Source organism: Sporosarcina sp. resist, assembly GCF_014302295.1.
Taxonomy (GTDB): Bacteria; Bacillota; Bacilli; order Bacillales_A; family Planococcaceae; genus Sporosarcina; species Sporosarcina psychrophila.
In genome coordinates this window covers 3,606,710-3,626,671 of record NZ_CP060287.1, presented here as the reverse complement: position 1 = coordinate 3,626,671, position 19,962 = coordinate 3,606,710, and the positions used below count along the sequence as shown (strand labels likewise).

General features: G+C 43.2%; 18 protein-coding genes. All 18 read left to right on the top strand.

The annotated features are described in order from the left end of the window. Positions 1-29 precede the first annotated feature (29 nt). The 18 genes from H7992_RS17745 to H7992_RS17660 all read left to right on the top strand — a co-directional run bounded on the left by H7992_RS17745 (position 30) and on the right by H7992_RS17660 (position 19,959). Positions 30-788: an enoyl-CoA hydratase/isomerase family protein gene (locus H7992_RS17745; protein ID WP_187045451.1), complete on the top strand. Its 759-nt coding sequence runs from the start codon at positions 30-32 to the stop codon at positions 786-788. A gap of 349 nt (positions 789-1,137) precedes the next feature. Beyond that, positions 1,138-2,499, top strand: coding sequence for an acetyl-CoA carboxylase biotin carboxylase subunit (locus H7992_RS17740; RefSeq protein WP_187045450.1), 1,362 nt, complete (start codon positions 1,138-1,140; stop codon positions 2,497-2,499). Next, the gene (locus tag H7992_RS17735) at positions 2,496-2,711 is read left to right on the top strand and encodes a biotin/lipoyl-binding carrier protein (protein WP_067211496.1); all 216 of its coding nucleotides are present in this window, start codon (positions 2,496-2,498) and stop codon (positions 2,709-2,711) included. Before H7992_RS17740 ends, H7992_RS17735 begins: the two co-directional genes overlap by 4 nt. Before the next feature lie 385 nt (positions 2,712-3,096). Next, positions 3,097-4,647: an acyl-CoA carboxylase subunit beta gene (locus H7992_RS17730; RefSeq protein WP_187045449.1), complete on the top strand. Its 1,551-nt coding sequence runs from the start codon at positions 3,097-3,099 to the stop codon at positions 4,645-4,647. Between the two features lie 228 nt (positions 4,648-4,875). Further along, positions 4,876-5,778 carry a ketopantoate reductase family protein gene (locus tag H7992_RS17725; protein WP_187045448.1) on the top strand — a complete coding sequence of 301 codons (903 nt, stop codon included), beginning with the start codon at positions 4,876-4,878 and terminating at the stop codon, positions 5,776-5,778. Continuing rightward, complete coding sequence (locus H7992_RS17720; RefSeq protein WP_187045447.1) at positions 5,775-6,164, top strand: DUF3397 domain-containing protein; 390 nt, start codon at positions 5,775-5,777, stop codon at positions 6,162-6,164. The genes H7992_RS17725 and H7992_RS17720 overlap by 4 nt, the downstream gene beginning before the upstream one ends. Before the next feature lie 95 nt (positions 6,165-6,259). Beyond that, positions 6,260-7,876: a bacillithiol biosynthesis cysteine-adding enzyme BshC gene (gene bshC, locus H7992_RS17715; RefSeq protein WP_187045446.1), complete on the top strand. Its 1,617-nt coding sequence runs from the start codon at positions 6,260-6,262 to the stop codon at positions 7,874-7,876. A 192-nt stretch (positions 7,877-8,068) separates the two neighbouring features. Continuing rightward, positions 8,069-8,500, top strand: a complete 432-nt coding sequence (gene mraZ / locus H7992_RS17710) for a division/cell wall cluster transcriptional repressor MraZ (RefSeq protein WP_067211481.1) — start codon at positions 8,069-8,071, stop codon at positions 8,498-8,500. Between the two features lie 32 nt (positions 8,501-8,532). Next, positions 8,533-9,465, top strand: coding sequence for a 16S rRNA (cytosine(1402)-N(4))-methyltransferase RsmH (gene rsmH, locus H7992_RS17705; protein ID WP_187047944.1), 933 nt, complete (start codon positions 8,533-8,535; stop codon positions 9,463-9,465). A 16-nt stretch (positions 9,466-9,481) separates the two neighbouring features. Continuing rightward, positions 9,482-9,853, top strand: coding sequence for a cell division protein FtsL (gene ftsL / locus H7992_RS17700; RefSeq protein ID WP_067211479.1), 372 nt, complete (start codon positions 9,482-9,484; stop codon positions 9,851-9,853). Then, positions 9,850-12,051, top strand: coding sequence for a penicillin-binding protein (locus H7992_RS17695; RefSeq protein ID WP_255428470.1), 2,202 nt, complete (start codon positions 9,850-9,852; stop codon positions 12,049-12,051). The genes ftsL and H7992_RS17695 overlap by 4 nt, the downstream gene beginning before the upstream one ends. 132 nt (positions 12,052-12,183) lie before the next feature. Continuing rightward, the gene (locus tag H7992_RS17690) at positions 12,184-14,022 is read left to right on the top strand and encodes a penicillin-binding transpeptidase domain-containing protein (protein ID WP_187047942.1); all 1,839 of its coding nucleotides are present in this window, start codon (positions 12,184-12,186) and stop codon (positions 14,020-14,022) included. A 70-nt stretch (positions 14,023-14,092) separates the two neighbouring features. Beyond that, positions 14,093-15,064, top strand: coding sequence for a phospho-N-acetylmuramoyl-pentapeptide-transferase (gene mraY, locus H7992_RS17685; protein ID WP_067211472.1), 972 nt, complete (start codon positions 14,093-14,095; stop codon positions 15,062-15,064). Then, positions 15,065-16,414: a UDP-N-acetylmuramoyl-L-alanine--D-glutamate ligase gene (gene murD / locus H7992_RS17680; protein ID WP_187045445.1), complete on the top strand. Its 1,350-nt coding sequence runs from the start codon at positions 15,065-15,067 to the stop codon at positions 16,412-16,414. Positions 16,415-16,613: 199 nt separating this feature from the next. Then, positions 16,614-17,705: a putative lipid II flippase FtsW gene (gene ftsW, locus H7992_RS17675; RefSeq protein WP_067211470.1), complete on the top strand. Its 1,092-nt coding sequence runs from the start codon at positions 16,614-16,616 to the stop codon at positions 17,703-17,705. 15 nt (positions 17,706-17,720) lie between these two features. After that, positions 17,721-18,512, top strand: coding sequence for a cell division protein FtsQ/DivIB (locus H7992_RS17670; protein ID WP_187045444.1), 792 nt, complete (start codon positions 17,721-17,723; stop codon positions 18,510-18,512). Next, complete coding sequence (locus H7992_RS17665) at positions 18,496-19,215, top strand: DUF881 domain-containing protein (protein ID WP_067214023.1); 720 nt, start codon at positions 18,496-18,498, stop codon at positions 19,213-19,215. The genes H7992_RS17670 and H7992_RS17665 overlap by 17 nt, the downstream gene beginning before the upstream one ends. Before the next feature lie 24 nt (positions 19,216-19,239). After that, a complete protein-coding gene (locus H7992_RS17660; protein ID WP_067211465.1) occupies positions 19,240-19,959 on the top strand; it encodes a DUF881 domain-containing protein in 720 nt (239 codons plus the stop codon). Positions 19,960-19,962: the final 3 nt, after the last annotated feature.

Genomic DNA, 19,962 nt, shown 5'->3' with positions numbered 1-19,962 from the left:
AAATTATACACACAATGGGGGGAATGGACATGTCTTACACAATTGCTATCGAAAATGGAATTGCTACTTTTACAATTGACCGTCCTGAAATGCGCAACGCCATTAACTATACGGTTATGGATGGCCTCGAACAATTTCTAAATCGTATTGAAAATAATGAAGAAGTCGCATATGCCGTCATTACGGGTGCGGGAGATCGGGCATTCTGTTCGGGTGGAGATTTATCTGAATTTCATGCCTTACGTACGGCCGATGAGGCATATCCAATGCTAAGCAGAATGGCGGGCCTATTATACCGGGTTGCTACGCTACCGATGCCTGTCATTGCGCTCATCAATGGTGCTGCCGTAGGTGGTGGTTGTGAAATTGCTACTGCTTGTGATTACAGGGTCATGTCATCCACAGCAAAGGCTGGTTTCATTCAAGGGACACTTGCTATTACTACGGGTTGGGGCGGTGCTACGCTGCTATTTGAAAAAGATGGCAAGCATGACCGTGTGTTGCGCCTACTGTCTGAAGCTGGGGTGCATACGGCTGATGAAATGTTTGAAGCGGGTTGGGCAACTGAAACTTATGAGGGCACTGCTGAAAACGGGCTTCAACGGTTTCTTGCCAAAATGTCCGCGCATCATCCGGCTGTCCATCGAGCGTATAAAACGATTGCTATTCGGAAATGGACAGCTGATTTTATTCGTGACCGAATGATTGAAGAGTCGCGTCAATGTTCAATTCTTTGGGGAAGTGATGCACACCATGAAGAAGTGGCGCAGTTTTTATCGAAAAAATAAATTGTTTCAAAGACCGCTGTACATGTCCTATGCATGTGCAACGGTTTTTTTAATTGAATTAAATAAGTTAAGTATTGTCCCTTAGTTATAAGGCGTTTTTTGCTTTGATTGGGACCGTCCATCTTGTTATGACCGGCATGAGCCCTATTATGCTTGGCATCAGCCGTATTATGACCGCCACGACTTTTTAATCGCACAAAACCATTTTGAAGTTAAAACTTCCGGAAATTGACTAGTTGAAATGGCATGAAAAGATGTTTTTTTCAGACAAAGGTTGAAATCGCTTTCATTCATCGTATAAACTAGAGAAGGATGGAGAAATACACATCAAATTGTTTGGGGGATTAATATGGATAAAATACTGATTGCGAATCGTGGGGAAATCGCTCTTAGAATCATAAAGACTTGTAAACGTCTAGGTATTGCCACTGTCGCTGTCTATTCTGAAGCAGACGCAGACATGCCGTTCGTGAAAGAAGCGGACGAGGCGTTCTTGCTAGGACCTGCACAAGTTCAACAATCCTATTTAAAAGCGGATGATATAATCGAAATTGCGGTTCGTGCGGGAGTAGATGGCATTCATCCGGGGTACGGGCTTCTTTCTGAAAATGCAGAATTTGTACGTAAAGTACAAGCTGCGGGAATCCAATTCATAGGGCCTGATGCAGATACAATTGATAAGATGGGTGACAAAATCGGTTCACGTGTAACGATGAAAGCGGCAGGGGTGCCGGTCGTACCTGGAACTGATGAAGGAATTACTTCTTTGGAAGATGCCGTGCGTGCAGCAGTTGAGATCGGTTATCCGATCATGCTGAAAGCGAGTGCTGGCGGCGGTGGGATCGGTATGATTCGTTGTGAAGATGAGCAAGCGCTCAGTCAACAATTCCAATCCGTAAAGAATCGAGCGAAAGCATATTTTGGGGATGATGTTGTTTTCCTTGAAAAATTCATAACGAATGCCCGTCATATCGAGGTGCAGATTTTCGGAGACAACTTCGGAAATGTTGTCCATTTGTTTGAACGTAATTGTTCGGTACAACGACGTAACCAAAAAGTGATTGAGGAATCACCTTCACCACACTTGCCGGAAGAAGCGCGCCATCGTCTTTATAAAGCGGCAGTTGATGCAGCAAAAGCGGTTTCTTATAAAAATGCAGGAACGGTCGAATTTATTGTCGATGAAAATAATGAACACTACTTTTTGGAAATGAATACTAGACTTCAAGTTGAACATCCGGTGACTGAAGAAGTGACTGGGTTTGACCTTGTCGAATGGCAACTTGAAATTGCGAACGGCAATAAGCTTCCTGTGATAGACCAAACGAGCATCAAGTCGACAGGCCATGCAATTGAATTCCGTATTTACGCGGAAGATCCGGTTAAATTCTTGCCATCACCGGGGACAATTAATAAACTTGATTGGGGAGATACTACGGGAATCCGTATTGACTCAGGATATGTTGAGGGTGGGAAAGTGACGCCTTTCTATGATCCACTCATCTCAAAAGTAATTGTCCACGCAACAACTCGGGAAGAAGCGATTCAAAAATCGGCAGCTTTCCTTTCAAAAGTAGAAATTGAAGGTTTGAAAACGAATATACCGCTATTCAATAATTTTCTGAAATCCGAGGAATTCCTTACAGGTGACTATTCGACAGCGGTTTTAAACACATGGAGCGCAAAACAAAAGGAGGAAACAATAAAATGACAGCATTAAAAGCAACGATGGCAGGTACAGTGTTTACAGTGAACGCAGCGGTAGGGGAAGAAGTAACAGCGGGACAAGTTATCATCGTACTCGAATCGATGAAAATGGAAATTCCGGTTGAAGCGGAATCGGCTGGAAAAGTAGCAACGATTAATGTACAAGTCGGCGATTTCGTTAACGAAGAAGACGTTCTAGCTACAATCGAAATCTAGAAAAGCGTAAGCGCCTTGGTAGACGCTGGAGTCTAGACACATAGAAAAGTGGAGGCGGCCTTCAATGAACACAGCCTAAATTCGCCACATCGTGTGGCGACGGCTGCGTGACCTACATCCTGTAGGCCCGCGACAGGCATAAGACGGAACGGCGAAGCGGTGTTCTTTGTCGCGTAGTTGGGCTGGCTTATGACCCGAGCATCTGGCCGCTGGAGCTAGACATAGAAAAGCGTAAGCGCCTTGGTAGACCCGAAAAGCGCTGGAAGGCCTAAAGATAAAGGCGCTTTTTGCCTTTAACTTAAGGACTGAAGCGACTCGAGGGGCTAGGCGCTGGAGCTAGACATAAGGGAATGCGGGAAAATGGTTGATGAAAGGGGTTTTATAAATGACTAAAATAACACAACAGACGGCTTACAATGAAAAACTTGAAGCGAAATTGCAAGGGATTTTTGCAGGGGGCCATCCAAAATATCACGAAAAGTTGAAAGAGCAGAACAAACTTTTCGTCCGAGATCGATTGGAACTTCTTTTCGATGACGGGGAATATACAGAAGACGGTAGGTTTGCCAATTGTGAAGCAGGGGATTTACCGGCGGATGGTGTCGTTACGGCGATGGGGAAAGTGAACGGCCAGACGGTTTGTGTGATGGCGAATGATTCAACGGTGAAGGCAGGGTCATGGGGAGCCCGTACGGTTGAGAAGATTATTCGTATTCAGGAAATTGCAGAGAAGAACCGTGTACCAATGCTATATCTTGTCGATTCAGCGGGAGCTCGTATTACAGATCAGCTTGACATGTTCCCAAACCGTCGCGGTGCAGGGAAGATATTCCACAATCAAGTGAGGTTATCGGGTTTCATCCCGCAAATTTGTGTTCTATTCGGTCCTTCCGCTGCAGGTGGTGCGTACATACCCGCATTTTGCGATATCGTTATTATGGTAGAGGGCAATGCGTCGATGTATTTAGGTTCACCGCGTATGGCCGAAAAAGTAATCGGTGAAAAAGTAACACTGGAAGAAATGGGCGGTGCCCGCATGCATTGTTCAGTGAGTGGTTGCGGCGATGTCCTTGCGGCGAATGAAGAAGAAGCGATTGCGGAAGCGCGTCGTTATCTAGCATATTTCCCTGCGAACTTTACAGAAAAACCCGCTTTAAAAGAAACGGTGGAGGCGAAAGTAGGCCGAACGCTTGAAGCAATCATTCCGGAAAACCAAAACGCGCCATTTGATATGTATGAAGCGATTGACGCATTAATTGATGAGGGCAGTTACTTTGACGTTAAGAAATTATTTGCCGGTGAAATTATTACAGGTTTGGCTAGAATCGAAGGACAACCGGTTGGTATCATTGCCAATCAACCGAAAGTAAAAGGTGGAGTTTTGTTTGTGGATTCTGCAGACAAAGCAACGAAATTCATTAATCTTTGTGATGCATTCTCTATTCCTCTGCTATTCCTTGCCGACGTTCCGGGCTTTATGATTGGAACGAAAGTTGAGCGTGCAGGAATTATTCGCCACGGCGCGAAATTAATTATGGCGATGAGTTCAGCGACTGTTCCGAAAATATCAGTTATTGTCCGGAAAGCTTATGGAGCTGGACTGTATGCGATGGCAGGTCCAGCGTTTGAGCCGGATGTCTGTATCGCGTTACCGACTGCTCAAATTGCGGTTATGGGACCTGAAGCAGCAGTAAATGCAGTCTATTCGAATAAAATCGAAGCGATTGAAGATCCAAAAGAGCGGATTGCGTTTGTTCAGGAAAAACATAAGGAATACAAAGAAGAAATTGATATTTATAAGATGGCATCTGAACTGATTATTGATGAAATTGTAGCACCATCAAGCTTAAGAGGTATGCTTGCGGATAGATATCGTTTCTACAGTACAAAAGATGTTCCACAACCACCAAGAAAACATCCAGTTTATCCTGTATAATCGAGTATAGAACAAAAAAGGTCCACTGAAGTTCAGGTGGGCCTTTTCAATTAAAGAAAAATAAGTGTACGATTTTTGATACGGAACAGTGTCTAGCTCCAGGCGCCACCCCCTTGGGTCATAAATCGTTTTGCTGTGGTGGCTGAAGTGCGCCTCCTCGCAAACCATCTTATGCCTGTCGGGGCTGAACGGCGCTTTGCGCTTTTCATTTGAAAGGAGGGATAACGTATGGAGGTAATCATTGCTGGTGCAGGCTCAATTGGACTACTGCTTGGGTCATTTTTGTCCGAGGCTGGAATAGACGTGACGTTCTACGTGAGAAGAGAAGAGCAAGCTGAACTAATTCGAGCAAAAGGAATTCAACGCATTAATCAAGACAATACTACAGACGTATTGCGTGTGCATGCGACGACGGATATCCGAAATCTATCGGCTACCGCGCTTTGGGTTGTGGCGGTCAAATATGCAGGTCTCCGTGATCTCCTTTCAGAAATGCAGGAAACACATATAATCAATCCTGTCCTGTTCGTCCAGAATGGCATCGGGCATTTGGAATTGGTGAAGAGTTGTGAATTTCCGCATGTTGCATTTGCGACTGTCGAGCATGGAGCGCGCCGGATAGATGACCGTACTGTCTCACATAATGGGGTTGGGATGGTAACAATTGCAACTGCCCACGGTGACGACAGCCTATTCGATTTAATTGGACAGGTACATTCGGACATATTTCCAATAAGGCGTCATTCAGATGCGGAACAGATCCTTCTGCGAAAAGTACTGATTAATTGCATGATCAATCCATTGACAGCCATTCTCAAGGTGGAGAATGGTGAGTTGCTTACAAACGATTATTGCCTCACACTTTTCAATGCCTTGTATGAAGAACTGCTAGATGCGTTTCCAGAAATGCAGTCGATTCTCTCGTACGAAGACGTAGCGGATGTCTGTAGAAAAACTGCACGCAATCGCTCGTCGATGCTAGTGGATCGTTTGGCTGGCCGACCGATGGAAATCGAGACGATTGTTACTGCTGTAATTCGAAAAGCAAATGGACGTAACAAGTCGTTACCGTTTCTTACGACATATGAACAGATGTTGTTTGCCGTTGAGTGGAAAGGGGCGAAGCTATGAATGAAGTGGTTGCTGCTTTTCTAGGGATGATCATTTTGTTTCCGTTCATTGTGACGATTGCCTTCATGGTTGTTATGCGGAAGATGGGTAAAGCTCCAGCGTCCATCCTTGGGCTTGCCGCGGACGTCACGACTCCGTTGCTATTTATAGCGGTCTATGTCGTATCACAAGCGATATTTGGACAAGGAATATGGGTTTACATAATAGGGATTGCAATCATCATTGCGATTGTCTATGCCTTCATTGAGCGCAGCAAAGTGAAGGAATTCCAAATTGCTCGGCTCTTGCGAAAAACATGGCGATTTTACTTTCTCGTTTTATTGGCCGCCTATGTCATTCTTTTCATTACCGGTATGGTAATGAAGATCGTCGAATATGTAAGATAGGTATCGGTGTTTATTGTGTAAGCGTATATTTTTCAATCCTGTAGCTTGAAATGTTATACTCTGTTCATACCGATAGTTACAAAGGGGCATGAATAATGGAATTAGAATCATTAGCATTACAAGAAAAAAATAAAGTGATGCAATCGTACAATAACGATAAAGAATTTCTACATACTTTTTTTGATTATGAAAATGAAGAAAGCTCTTATCCCGCTAGGCTAAAGGAACTCGCAGGTCGTACGTTTGAAAGGCGTCAGCTTGCAGAAACAATCCGTTCATTCATGGAACCCTTTGGAATATCAGCGAATGCTAATACGCATATTGAAGAACTTGCGGAAAATGCAGTTGCCGTAGTTGGAGGACAGCAAGCGGGTATTTTAACGGGACCCTTATACTCTGTTCACAAAGCAATATCAGTTATCTTACTTGCGAAAAGGCAAAGGGAGAAACTTGGTGTGCCTGTTGTTCCAGTGTTTTGGGTCGCAGGTGAGGATCATGACTTGAATGAAATTAATCACGTCTATACGGAAATGGAAGGCCGCGCAACGAAACATCAATACCGTGGGAACTTCATACTGAAGCTGATGGCATCCGATGCGCAGTATGACAAACAGGTGATGAAATCGTTAGTGAAAGACATTTTTGGCAAGTTTGGTGAAACGGCATATACAAAAGACTTGTTGGATGAAGTCCTTGGTGCGGTGGAGCATGAAAAGTCGTTTACACAGTTTTTTGTTAGGCTCATGAACGGTCTTTTCAAAGAAGAAGGTCTATTGTTCATAGATTCAGCATCCAAACAGTTACGGGAGCTAGAAAAATCCTATTTTGTTCATCTAATTGAAGAATCTGAGCAGCTTGCTGAAGTCATTTCGAAAAAAGAAGAATTGTTTGCAGAAAAAGGTTTTGGTTCTCCGATGGGTGCTGAATTGGATGCGGCGAATCTCTTCTACATTCATGACACGGGTCGAGTTCTACTTTCAAGAAAAGATGGTTTTTTCGTCAATGAAAGCTCAGGCCTCCGGTTTTCGAAAGCCGAGATGCTTAGAATCGCTCAAGAAGAACCTTGGCTATTGAGTAATAATGTCGCGACAAGACCGCTGATGCAAGACATGGTCTTCCCGGTACTTGCATTCGTTGGAGGGCCTGGAGAAATTGCTTATTGGGCAGTCTTGAAAGAGGCGTTCCATCATCTAGATATGAAAATGCCGATTATTGTACCGAGAATGTCCATGACATTGGTAACACCACAAGTGAAGCATGCATTAGACGAAAAAAACTTCACGTTTGATGATGTCATGTCGGGAGCGGTATTTACTGCGCGGGAGCAATTCGCTAGTGGGTTACAGGATGAACGTTTCGATTCGGTTGTGGATGAAACGGAGAAGATATTGGGTCAGCAGTATGAAAAAATTGCTGAATTTACTGAGCAACAAGGACCTATGATGCAAGAATTGCTCGAAAAAAATCTTCGTTTCCATACAAAGCAGTTGGATTATCTTAAAGGAAAAGCGGAAGAAGCAGTATTGTTGAAGCATGACGCTGAACTTCGCACATTTGGCATACTGGAAGGGGAATTGTTTCCAGAAGGTGTGTTGCAAGAACGACTTTACACTCCGTACACTTATTTGAATAGTTATGGACCAACCCTTATCCGGGATATTTTAGGATTACCATTTGTAATGGACGGGACCCACAAAATCATCTATTTATAAGTGGTGAACTAGAAAGACACTCTTGCAAGCACAGTTCGTGCTGCGAGGGTGTCTTTCTTTATATTCAGAAAAATCTCACTGAAACAAGTACTATTGACACATTTTCACGTTAAAAGAGCATAAATGTTAGGAAACAGGTGGAGGAATGTGGGGGGATGTGGTACATTAACTTCATATAGTGGGGTGAAGAGTATGTTCATGGGCGAATATCAGCATACTGTCGATATGAAAGGTCGCTTGATTGTTCCTTCGAAATTTCGGGAACATTTAGGTGAGGGCTTTGTATTGACTCGCGGCCTGGACAATTGTCTCTTCGGTTACCCGATGGATGAATGGAAGCGTCTCGAGGAAAAGCTTAAGGCTTTACCCGTGACGAAAAAAGATGCTCGTGCATTTGCAAGATTTTTCTTTTCTGGGGCAACGGAGGTTGAACTGGACAAGCAAGGTCGCATCAATATTCCGGCATCATTACTCCAATATGCAAAGGTTGAAAAAGATTGTGTCGTAATTGGAGTTTCAGGCCGTATTGAAATCTGGTCTAAAGCATTGTGGGATGCCTATTATGATGAATCTGAACAATCGTTCAATGAAATTGCAGAAAACATTATTGACTTTGATTTTTAAACAAAATGAATTTTTGAAAGTGGGCGGTTCCGATTTTTAACCATACAACAGTTTTACTTTATGAAGCCGTCGAAGGCCTAAATATAAAAAATGATGGCATCTATGTCGATTGCACTTTAGGTGGAGCCGGTCACAGTATAGAAATAGCTAAGAAATTATCGCCAGAGGGCAGACTTATCTGCTTTGATCAAGATATAACGGCGATTGAAGTTGCAAAAGAGAGATTGAAGGATTATCTCCCTCAAGTAACGTTTGTCCATTCGAATTTCAGAAACTTGAAATCTGAATTGGAGAAAATAGGGATTTCTGCAGTAGATGGTATTCTTTATGACTTAGGTGTTTCATCACCACAGCTTGATACAGCTGAACGAGGATTTAGCTATAATTTGGATGCGCCACTTGACATGCGCATGGATACGGATGCGCTATTAACCGCACATGATGTTGTGAATGACTGGCCGTATGAAGATTTGGTACGTATCTTTTTCCGTTATGGCGAAGAAAAGTTCTCGAAAAGAGTTGCGCGTAAAGTTGAAGAAGTAAGACAGCAATCTCCAATCGAAACCACTGCTGAACTTGCTGAACTGATCAAGCTAAGCATCCCAGCGGCAACAAGACGGACGGGCGGGCATCCCGCGAAAAGAGTATTCCAAGCAATTCGAATCGCTGTGAACGATGAACTTGGTGCAGCTGAGGACTCTTTAACGGATGCGATTACATTGCTTAATCCTGGAGGACGTATTAGCGTCATTACATTCCATTCATTAGAGGACAGGCTATGTAAAACGATATTTAAAGAAGCATCCTCTTTACCGGATCTTCCACCGAACTTGCCAGTAATACCGGAAGGCATGGAGCCTATATTGAAGCTAGTGACTCGAAAACCAATTGTTCCCGGTGAAAAAGAGATAGAAGAGAATAAGCGGGCAAGATCCGCTAAACTCAGAATCGTTGAAAAGAAGTGAAAGGGGAAATGTGTGAATGGCATTAGAACAAAGAAAATTCCAGACGTCAGCTATACGTGAACTTGAAACACCAGTAGTTCCAAGAAAACAGCCTCAAATACGACCTTCTCGAAAAGTCTTTTCTGCCGGGGAGAAATTCCTGTTCGTGCTGTTTGCAACAATCCTTGTCCTATTCTCAACAATGATTTTACATACACAAGCACAGATTAATGATACAAACAGGGAAGTGCAGTTGCTTGGAAAGGATGTTTCAGAAACAACAAAACAAAATATGGAATTGTCCATCCAAGTGAAAGAAAAGTCTACATATGATCGGATATGGAAGAAAGCGAAGGAACTTGGCCTGAATCCAAACGAGAACAACGTAAAGGTTGTGCCTGGACAATGAAAAAAAAGTTTCGATTCCAATGGGGAGCCTTTCTGATGTTTTTGGTATACGGAGGGCTCTTTTTCCTTTTGTTTGGAAGAATATTATTCATTCAAGCAACAGGACAAGCGGAAGGAAAAGTGATGGCGACGCTTGCAGAGTCGAAATACGCAAGAGAATCGGTATTGAAAGCGGATCGGGGGACGATTGTCGATCGTAACGGAGAGCTAATCGCCTCCGATACGTTGAGTTACCGGCTCATTGCCGTATTGAGTAAAGATGCAAGCAAAGGCTCGAAAAAACCGTTGCATATCACTGATATTGAAAAAACTGCAGAAGTACTTGCCGAATATTTACCACTTGAAAAAGATGCAATTGTATCTCGCCTGACAAATGTGAAAGCAGAAACATATCAAGTGGAATTCGGGAAGGCTGGCCGTGATATTAATCACGAAACGGTTATGGCGATTAAAAAGCAGAAACTACCTGGACTCCTTTTCATTGAAGACCAAACAAGATATTATCCGAATGGCGTTTTTGCATCGTATTTAATTGGCTTTGCGATGAAAGAAGAAGATAGTGAAAGAAATGTAACTACTGTTGGGAAAATGGGTTTGGAGAAAACCTATAATAAAGAGTTAAATGGCACTGACGGCAAAGTAGATTTCAAATCAGATGGCTTCGGTTTCATGTTACCGAAAGCAGAAGAAGCAATTGTCGCTGCCAAAGACGGTTATGAAATTCAGTTGACTCTCGACAAGACCATTCAAAACTTCATGGAAGATGCAATGAATCGTGTTGAAAGCGAATATTCACCCAAAAAAATACTCGCTGTAGTAGCGGATCCAAAAACGGGCAAAATATTAGCAATGAGTCAGCGTCCTGCATTTCACCCATCTACCCGTGAAGGGCTTACGGAGAACTGGTTGAATCAGGCTGTAGAAACGACAATCGAACCGGGCTCTACGACTAAAATGTTTACAGTTGCTGCGGCGATTGAAGAAAAAAAGTGGGTTCCAACCGACTTCTTTAAATCGGGACAGTATACACTTTATGATCGAACAATACGCGACCATAATATTACAGGCTGGGGCTACATTTCATTCCTTGAAGGTTTCCAAAGGTCTTCGAACGTCTCGATGGCTTATTTACTGGAACGGATGGGTGATAAAACATATATTGAGTATTTACGGAAGTTTGGATTTGGAGAAAAGACTGGAATTGATTTACCGAATGAAGCACCAGGAAGAATTTTAGATACGTATCCAATCGAAAGATTGACAACTGCTTTTGGTCAAGGATCAACGGTCACACTAATGCAGATGATGCAAGCAGCAACAGCAATCGCTAATGAAGGTGTCATGATGAAACCTTATGTGATCGATAAAATTACCGATCCGAATACGGGGGAAATCATAAAAGATCAGAAGCCGGAGGAACAAGGAAGACCAGTTTCAGCCAAAACAGCAAAAGAAGTAAGGGAATTACTTGCTTCGACAGTTACCTCTAAGTATGGAACCGGTAAAAAATTTGCTCTTAATGGCTATACAGTAGGCGGTAAAACAGGTACTGCCGAAATTCCGAATCCATCGGGTAATGGCTATTTAGCTGGACACGGAAATTATTTGTACTCATTTCTCGGTATGGCACCTGCAGAAGATCCCCAGTTACTAACATATGTGATTGTCCAGCAGCCGAAGCTGAAAGCAGGAGAAATCGGTTCTGATCCGGTTTCGAAACTGTTCACCTCTATTATGGATAACAGTTTGCGCTATATGAATATTGTGCCGAGTGGAGAAGACATAGTTGAGCCGACTGTCATTAGTGACTACACAGGGAAAGATTCGGCCGATGCAATTGTAAAATTGCAAGAAGACGGCCTTGTCCCTGAAATCATTGGTGAGGGTGGGGAAATCGATATACAATATCCATATGCCGGTACGAAACTCGTAGAAGGCTCGGTCGTCCTATTGCATACAAAAGGTGTAACCGCATTGCCTGACTTTACTGGATGGTCGAAAAAAATGGTGCTTTCGTATAAAATGTTATCTGGGCTTGATTTACGGCTTAACGGAGATGGCTATGTAACTGAGCAAAGCCTGTCAAAAGGGTCTGTAATCGGGCTAGAAGAGCCAGTTGTCATTAAGTTGCAGTCGCCATCAGAAATCTATAAACCCGTAGAGGAAGACACCGAGGAAGAGGACGTTGTAGGTGGCTAACGAATAGCCGTCCATGTCACATCATACGTTGATAGAAAAACGAGAGGTGTGTAACCGCTGCGGACGTTTATACAATTGCAATCTAAAAAAAGGTTACGAGCAGTATTTGTCATATTTCTAATCTGTCTAGGGATGGTCGTTGCAAAGTTATTCCATGTACAAATCATTGACCATGAATTGCTGAAAGGTCGCGCGGAAGCGAACTGGGATCGTGAAATCCCATTCGGTGGAGTACGCGGGGATATTGTTGATCGAAATGGGGATTTGATTGTCGGCAATAGATTGGCGCCGACACTTTATTTCATGCCATCTCAAAATCGAGAAGTGAAAAGTGCAGCGACTGCGCTTGCAAGTATTCTAAATGTAGATGCAGCCAAGCTAGAAGAGAAAATGGCAAAAAGAGAAGTTATGGTTAAAATAGCGCCTGAAGGAAAAAATATTACCAAAGAGCAGGCGGATGAAATAGCCCTCCTGCAAATAGATGGATTATATACAGGCGTTGATTTCGCAAGGCATTATCCGAACGGAGAGCTACTATCAAGATTGGTAGGTTTTACGGGTTATGATGGTAATGGATTGGCAGGCATTGAATACGCATACGATGAAATTCTAAAAGGAACGGGCGATAGGATTCGATTATATACGGATGCTAAAGGAATTCCGCTTCCGCATGTGGACGACGGTTTTAAAACCGGGGACAAAGGTGCGTCTGTTGAGTTGACAATCGATTTACGTATGCAGGAGATTGTTGAGCGTGAAATGTTGCAGGCGATGGAAAAGTATGATGCCACTCAAGCACTGGCGATTGTCATGAACCCTAAAACAGGCGAATTGCTGTCGATTGCCTCCGCACCGACTTTTCACCCTGCGGAATATCAAAACGTAGACCCAAGCATTTACAATCGTAACTTACCTGTTTGGATGACTTTCGAGCCGGGTTCGACATTCAAAATTCTAACGCTTGCCGCGGGACTTGAAGAAAAGGTCATTGATCTTCATAAAGAGCATTTTTATGATCCAGGTTATGTAATGATTGGAAAAGCTAGATTACGTTGTTGGAAAAGAGAAGGACATAAGGATCAGACTTTTCTCGAAGTCGTTGAAAATTCATGCAACCCGGGATTTGTTGAAATCGGGCAGCGATTAGGGCCGAAAAAGTTAAGCAAATATATCAAGGACTTCGGTTTTGGAGAATCAACAGGATCAGGAATTGCAGGCGAATCAAAAGGGATTCTTTTTTCTGAAAAAAAATTTGGACCTGTCGAACAAGCAACAACCGCATTTGGTCAAGGGATTTCAGTGACACCGATTCAGCAAGTTCAAGCAGTTGCAGCAGCGATAAATGGCGGTTATCTTTATCGTCCGTATATCGTGAAGGAAATTACAGATGATAAGGGAAAGACACTTCAATCATTTGGTCCGGAAATGCAGCGACAGGTAATCAGTGAGGAAACATCTAAGCAAGTAAGGGAAGCGCTAGAATCGGTTGTTGCAAATGGTTCGGGCCGTAATGCGTTTACAGATGGACTGCGTGTTGGCGGAAAGACTGGTACCGCACAAAAGGTTGTCGATGGTGTTTATAAAGACGGTGATTATATCGTTTCGTTTATCGGGTTTGCACCAGCAGATGATCCCGAGTTACTCGTCTATATTGCAATTGATAGTCCGAAAAACTCCATTCAGTTCGGAGGCGTCATAGCAGCGCCTATAGTAGGTCGAATCATTGAAGAAATTGCCCCGCTAGCTGGCATTACGAGTAGGGAAGGGCAAATTGAAAAAGAATATAGATGGGGCGATTCATTAACACATCGGGTCCCGGATCTGACAGGAATGACAAAAGGGAAAATCACTAGCCAATTGTATACGTATCGTATCGAATGGCACGGTTCCGGGGAACAAGTGAAATACCAGTTACCTGTAGCTGAAACATTAATCACGGTTGATGATGTTATTCACGTTTACACTGAATAACCATTTAAATGCAAAGTCTGGTACAGCGCAAATAAGTTGCTGCATCAGAAGTTAGAAGGAGAAAAATATTATGACACTTGTCACTACATTGACGGCCATTGTGGTCGCGTTTATCATTTCAACATTATTGGGATTTGTTATTATTCCAGCCCTTAGGAGATTGAAGTTTGGGCAGAGTATCCGTGAGGAAGGTCCCAAAGCCCATCAGAAAAAGGCAGGTACACCTACGATGGGCGGGCTTATTTTCATCGGTTCAATTATCATTTCGACGCTTGCCCTTTCGTACATATATGACGTGCTGACGACACAGACGATTGTCTTGTTACTCGTTCTTGTAGGTTTTGGCATCATCGGTTTTCTAGATGATTTTATAATCGTCGTCTTGAAAAGGAATCTTGGGCTGACATCTATTCAAAAGCTGATTGGCCAAATTATCGTTGCGGTTGCTGCATTCTTCCTTTTGAAGTTAGGACCGTTCGATACTGCGGTACAAATTCCTTTCACAGAATTTGAAATTGAGCTTGGTGTATTCTATGTTGCATTCCTCGTTTTTTGGCTTGTCGGATTTTCCAATGCAGTAAATCTATCTGATGGATTGGATGGACTTGTTGCGGGGACATCATCTATCGCTTTTGCCGCATTTGGAGTTCATGCTCTTATATACGGACAACATGATATTGCGGTCTTTGCCTTTGTAGTTACAGGAGCAATGCTTGGTTTTTTAGTTTTCAATGTCAAGCCTGCAAAAGTTTTCATGGGGGATACAGGATCCTTAGCACTAGGTGGGGCACTCGCGATGATTTCGGTTTTGATTAAACAAGAATTCCTACTTGTCATCATTGGAATTGTTTATGTCATTGAAACGCTTTCTGTTATTATCCAAGTCATTAGTTTCAAAACGACGGGTAAACGGGTATTTAAAATGAGTCCGATTCACCATCATTTTGAATTATCGGGTTGGTCCGAGTGGAAAATTGTTATTGTTTTTTGGGGAGTCGCGTTTTTGGCGGCAATAGTCCCTGTCTTGTTGGAGGTGTTGTAAGTGAAAAATGCCAATCAGTTTAACGGAATGAAAATACTTGTTCTGGGTCTGGCGAAGAGTGGCTGCGCTGCATCATCGCTATTACATGTATCTGGTGCTCATGTAACGGTTAATGATGCATCACCTGAAGCAGGTAATGAAGAAGCGGCAGGGCTTCGCTCGAAAGGTATCCGTGTTATATGTGGTGGTCATCCTGCTGATATTCTTGACGCTGGATATGACATCGTTGTGAAAAATCCAGGCATCCCCTACAGTAATTCAGTTATTGTGGAAGCAATCGGCAAAGGAATTCCGGTGTGGACAGAAATTGAACTTGCTTCTAGGATAAGTGAAGCACCAATTGTAGGGATTACAGGATCGAACGGTAAAACAACAACAACAACGTTGCTGTACCATATGCTTAATATTGGCAATAAGCACCCACTAATCGCGGGAAATATTGGGACGGTCTCTTGTACTGTTGCCGAAAAAGCTACGCAAGACAACATCATCGTCCTTGAGGCCTCGTCCTTTCAACTAATGGGGATCGATACGTTCCAACCTAAAATAGCCATTTGGACGAATTTGTATGATGCACATCTCGATTATCATGGAACTTCTGAAGCGTACGCGGTGGCAAAATATGGCATCACAAAAAATCAAACAGCAGAAGATTACTTTATATATAACGATGATCAGCCGAAACTTCGAAAGTATGCTGCTCGTTCATCTGCTGTGAAAGTTCCTTTTTCTTTGACTGGAATGAAAGAAAACGGTATATCGGCTGATGATGAGCAAATATACTGGAATGGGAAACCTTATGTATTGCGATCCGTCATAAAGTTGCCGGGACAACATAATCTTGAAAACATTCTTGCTGCAACTGCGGCAGCAATTCTTTTAGGTTGTGACAAAAAAGCAATTGAGAGCGTGTTAAGTTCCTTTACTGGTGTTCGGCACCGGATGCAATTCGTTAAGGAATTACAAGGCCGGAAGTTTTACAATGACTCAAAAGCAACGAATACGCTAGCTACGAAAAGTGCATTAGCTGCGTTTGATGTACCGACTATTCTAATTGCTGGTGGATTGGATCGAGGCCAGTCATTTGAAGAGTTGCGCCCCTACATGAGTGATGTAAAAGCAGTCGTCGCTGTGGGAGAAACAGCCGGGAAGTTTGCGGAATTTGCAGCGTCATGCGGTATCGAAATCATTATGATGGCAGAAGATGTACAGGACGCTGTGCGAAAAGCTTATCCGCTTACTGTAGCGGGAGATATTATCCTGCTTTCACCCGCCTGTGCCAGTTGGGATCAGTACCCAAGTTTCGAAGCCAGGGGCGATCAGTTTATAGAAGCGGTTATGGAACTATAAGTCTCACCGGTGTTCGTTAAATACGGTATATAAACTAGCGTAGGCGCCTTACAGGGGGAGTCGAAGCAATAAGACTGCCAGTGATTTTCGGTCCGGCTTATTGTGGGAGGCATCCCCTAGCGCCAAGCGTTGTTGGTAGGATTCTTTATTTCAACATATCTATATAGTCATTTAGTTGATTCAGCAAATTTGCGGAAGGATGCGTTCACTGGAAGCTAAGTTGAAAACGTCATTTATCGTTTCTGCCGTAGCGCTATCATTCATCGGATTGGCTTTTGTCCATTCCGCCGGTTCGTATTGGGGGGCGGTGCATTATGCCGACTCCTCTCCGTTTATCGTGAAACAAGCAATTTATATGGCGGTGTCAATCGGCATTGCACTTGTAATTATGAAAAGCCCTCTGACATCGAGTCCGAAAACATGGACATTTGTATATTGGATGACAATCTTGTTACTCGTTGCTGTCCTTATTCCGGGGGTTGGCGCAATGCGGAACGGATCACAAAGCTGGATTGCACTTGGCCCGTTCAGTATTCAACCAGCCGAGTTCGTCAAAGTTGCACTTATTGGGAAACTGGCGTGCAGCTTGGACAAAATTCAAGGAAAAGGTATTTTTCAGTTTAGCCACTTTGGACTGATTCTGCTACCTGCTGCTCTTATCATGTTGCAACCCGATCTTGGTTCCGCTGTTATTATGATTGTCTCTGCGTTCGTTATTCTATTCATTGCAGGATACCCACTAAAATTTTTCGCATTTCTTGGTTTTGCTGGAATAGGTGCTTTTGTTGCATTAATTGCCGCGGCGCCTTACAGATTGGATCGCATCAAATCGTATATCGACCCATGGAGTGATCCTCTTGGTAAGGGCTTTCAAGGAATTCAGTCGTTGTTTGCGATTGCGCCCGGAGGATTGGTTGGTCATGGTTACGGCAATAGCCGTCAGAAGTATCTCTATTTGCCCGAACCACAAAATGACTTTATTTTTTCGATTATCGCGGAAGAATCAGGATTCATTGGGGCGACGTTGGTATTGTTGCTGTTTACCGTTTTATTGGCATCAACTTTCGGAATCGCAATCAGAACGAAAGGACGATATGCATTTCTGATGGTTGCAGGCATGGGTTCAATGATCATTTTTCAAACATTTTTGAATGTCGGCGTGGTATCAGGGCTTTTGCCTGTAACGGGCGTCACATTGCCTTTTATAAGCTATGGCGGCTCATCTTTGATGACGACGTGGATAGCGGCAGGGACCATCATGCATTTTACAGTGGGCAAAAAAACGAGTTGATAGAGGAGGGGCAAAATGGACAAAGTCATTGACATCGAAGAGCGAATTCCATCCTTGCGGGAAAAGCGTCGCAGAAAAACAAATAAAAAATTCCTGTTCATGTTGACTGTGTTTGTTGTTGCACTCCTAGCTATCCTTTATTTTCAATCACCCCTTAGTAAGCTAGAGACGATTAAGGTTAGCGGTGCCGTTCTACATGAGCAGGCATTTTATGAAGAAAAAAGTGGTTTAACAATAGACAACTCTCTTTGGAGCTTCAGTACCGGTGACATCGAAGAATCTATGGAGAAAATTGAAGGCGTACAAAAGGTATCGGTGTCACGGGAATGGTTTAGGAATATTGAAATCGTAATTACCGAATGGAAGACGATTGCCTACCTTGAAGACGGGGGACAATATAGTTTACTGTTAGAAAGTGGGGAAACGTTCCCAACCGGTATGTTGTTGCCTGAGGCTGAATCGCCTGTCTTAAATAATTTCAAAAACCCTGATACACTGAAGCGGATAACAGCACAGTTGCTGAAACTGGACGACACTGTCTATCACCTGATTTCAGAAATTATTGTTGCAGGGGATGAAAAGGATTCGGATAGTATTACGGTCTATATGGACGATGGATTCGAGGTCCGCGCATTCATCTCAACGTTTGCTGAAAAAATGGCCTATTATCCAGATGTAACAGCCCAATTGAACAGTTATGAAAAAGGTGTAATAGATATGGAAGTTGGGACGTTTTTCACTCCTTTTAGTAAGGTATACGGGTTAGTAGAGGAGGAGGAAGAGCCGATTGATGAAGAAGGTGAATGATGCATACAAAAAGAGGGGAAGAAGTATTCTTTTTTCAGTTGTCTTTCTTGTGCTGGGTTTCATCCTCGCGTTTTCATATCGAACCCTCGGCATAAACCAGGAGAACGATAGTACTCAATCGCCTGCATTTAACAAGGAAGAGGATTACCGAGAAGGACTAATCAGTCAGCAGGAACGAAATAAGGAACTGACCGATGAAATCGCCGCCAAGCAGGAAGAGATACGTGAGTATGAACGTTCTTTCTCCATGGGGGAGAAGGATCATGCCAGTCTCGTTGATGAGGCGAAAAATCTTCGCTTGCTGCTTGGTGCAATCCCTGCTATCGGACAAGGTCTCAAAGTTACTTTGAAAGATGCCGATTATGATCCTGTTGAACAGAACCCGAATGATTATATTGTTCATGAAAGTCATATACTTCGGGTCGTCAATGAATTAAGGATTTCAGGAGCGCAAGGATTAGCGATAAATGGACAACGAATTACATCAAACTCTTATATAAAATGCACAGGACCAGTCATTACGGTTGATGGAAGAACTTATCCGGCGCCATTTGTTATAGAGGCGATTGGTGATATGGACGTTCTTTCTTCAGCCTTACATTTAAAAGGTGGTGTGATCGACAGCCTGATCAGGGATAATATCGTGGTCACTACAGAACAATCAAAGGATATTAGGCTGTCGGCTTTGCGCAATGAGAGTTGAGTATTGGTGTAGGGGGTTGGACGGGTGAGAAAAACAATACATTGGAGATTCACGCTGATCTTGCTCCTTGTCGGGTTTATGACTGCCATCCAATTCAATTCGATGAAAAACCCAGAAGAACGAGATACGAGGGACATTTGGGCAATCCGTCAAGACCTGGCAAGTGAAAAGCAGTTCCACTCTGAATTGCTTTCTGAAATTCGGGAGTTGGACAAGACGATACTCACATACAAATCGTTAAATATAGAAAACACTGGGAGGGCGCTAACCCAAACAGTGGACAAGCTCTATCGGCAAGCGGGTGTTACTGACGTTGAAGGACCGGGCATTATTATCAAAGTTCGGCCAGCTGCTGAAAGTGTGGCCTTCGGTGTACCAATCACCGGAATATCTCCAGATCTACTCACTCGTTTTGTCAATGAGTTGAATCGTTTTAAAGGCCTCATTTTTGAAATTGATGGCAAACGATATACGATACTGAGCTCCATCAGAGATATTAATGGAATGACCACTGTGAATGGGTTGAATGTTTCAACACCGCCCTTTTCCATGAAAATCATTTCTCCGACCTTTGCAGACAGTGAAAAAGTATACAATTATTTAGTAGCCTCGGCGATTCACGATGACTTTTATCTGGATGATTTAATCCTTGAAGTTGGAAAACCAGAAATGGCGGTGGAAATCCGCGGTTATCCAGAAAGGCTGGAAAATCAGTTTTTAGAGGAATTGCCGAAAGGGGAATGACTT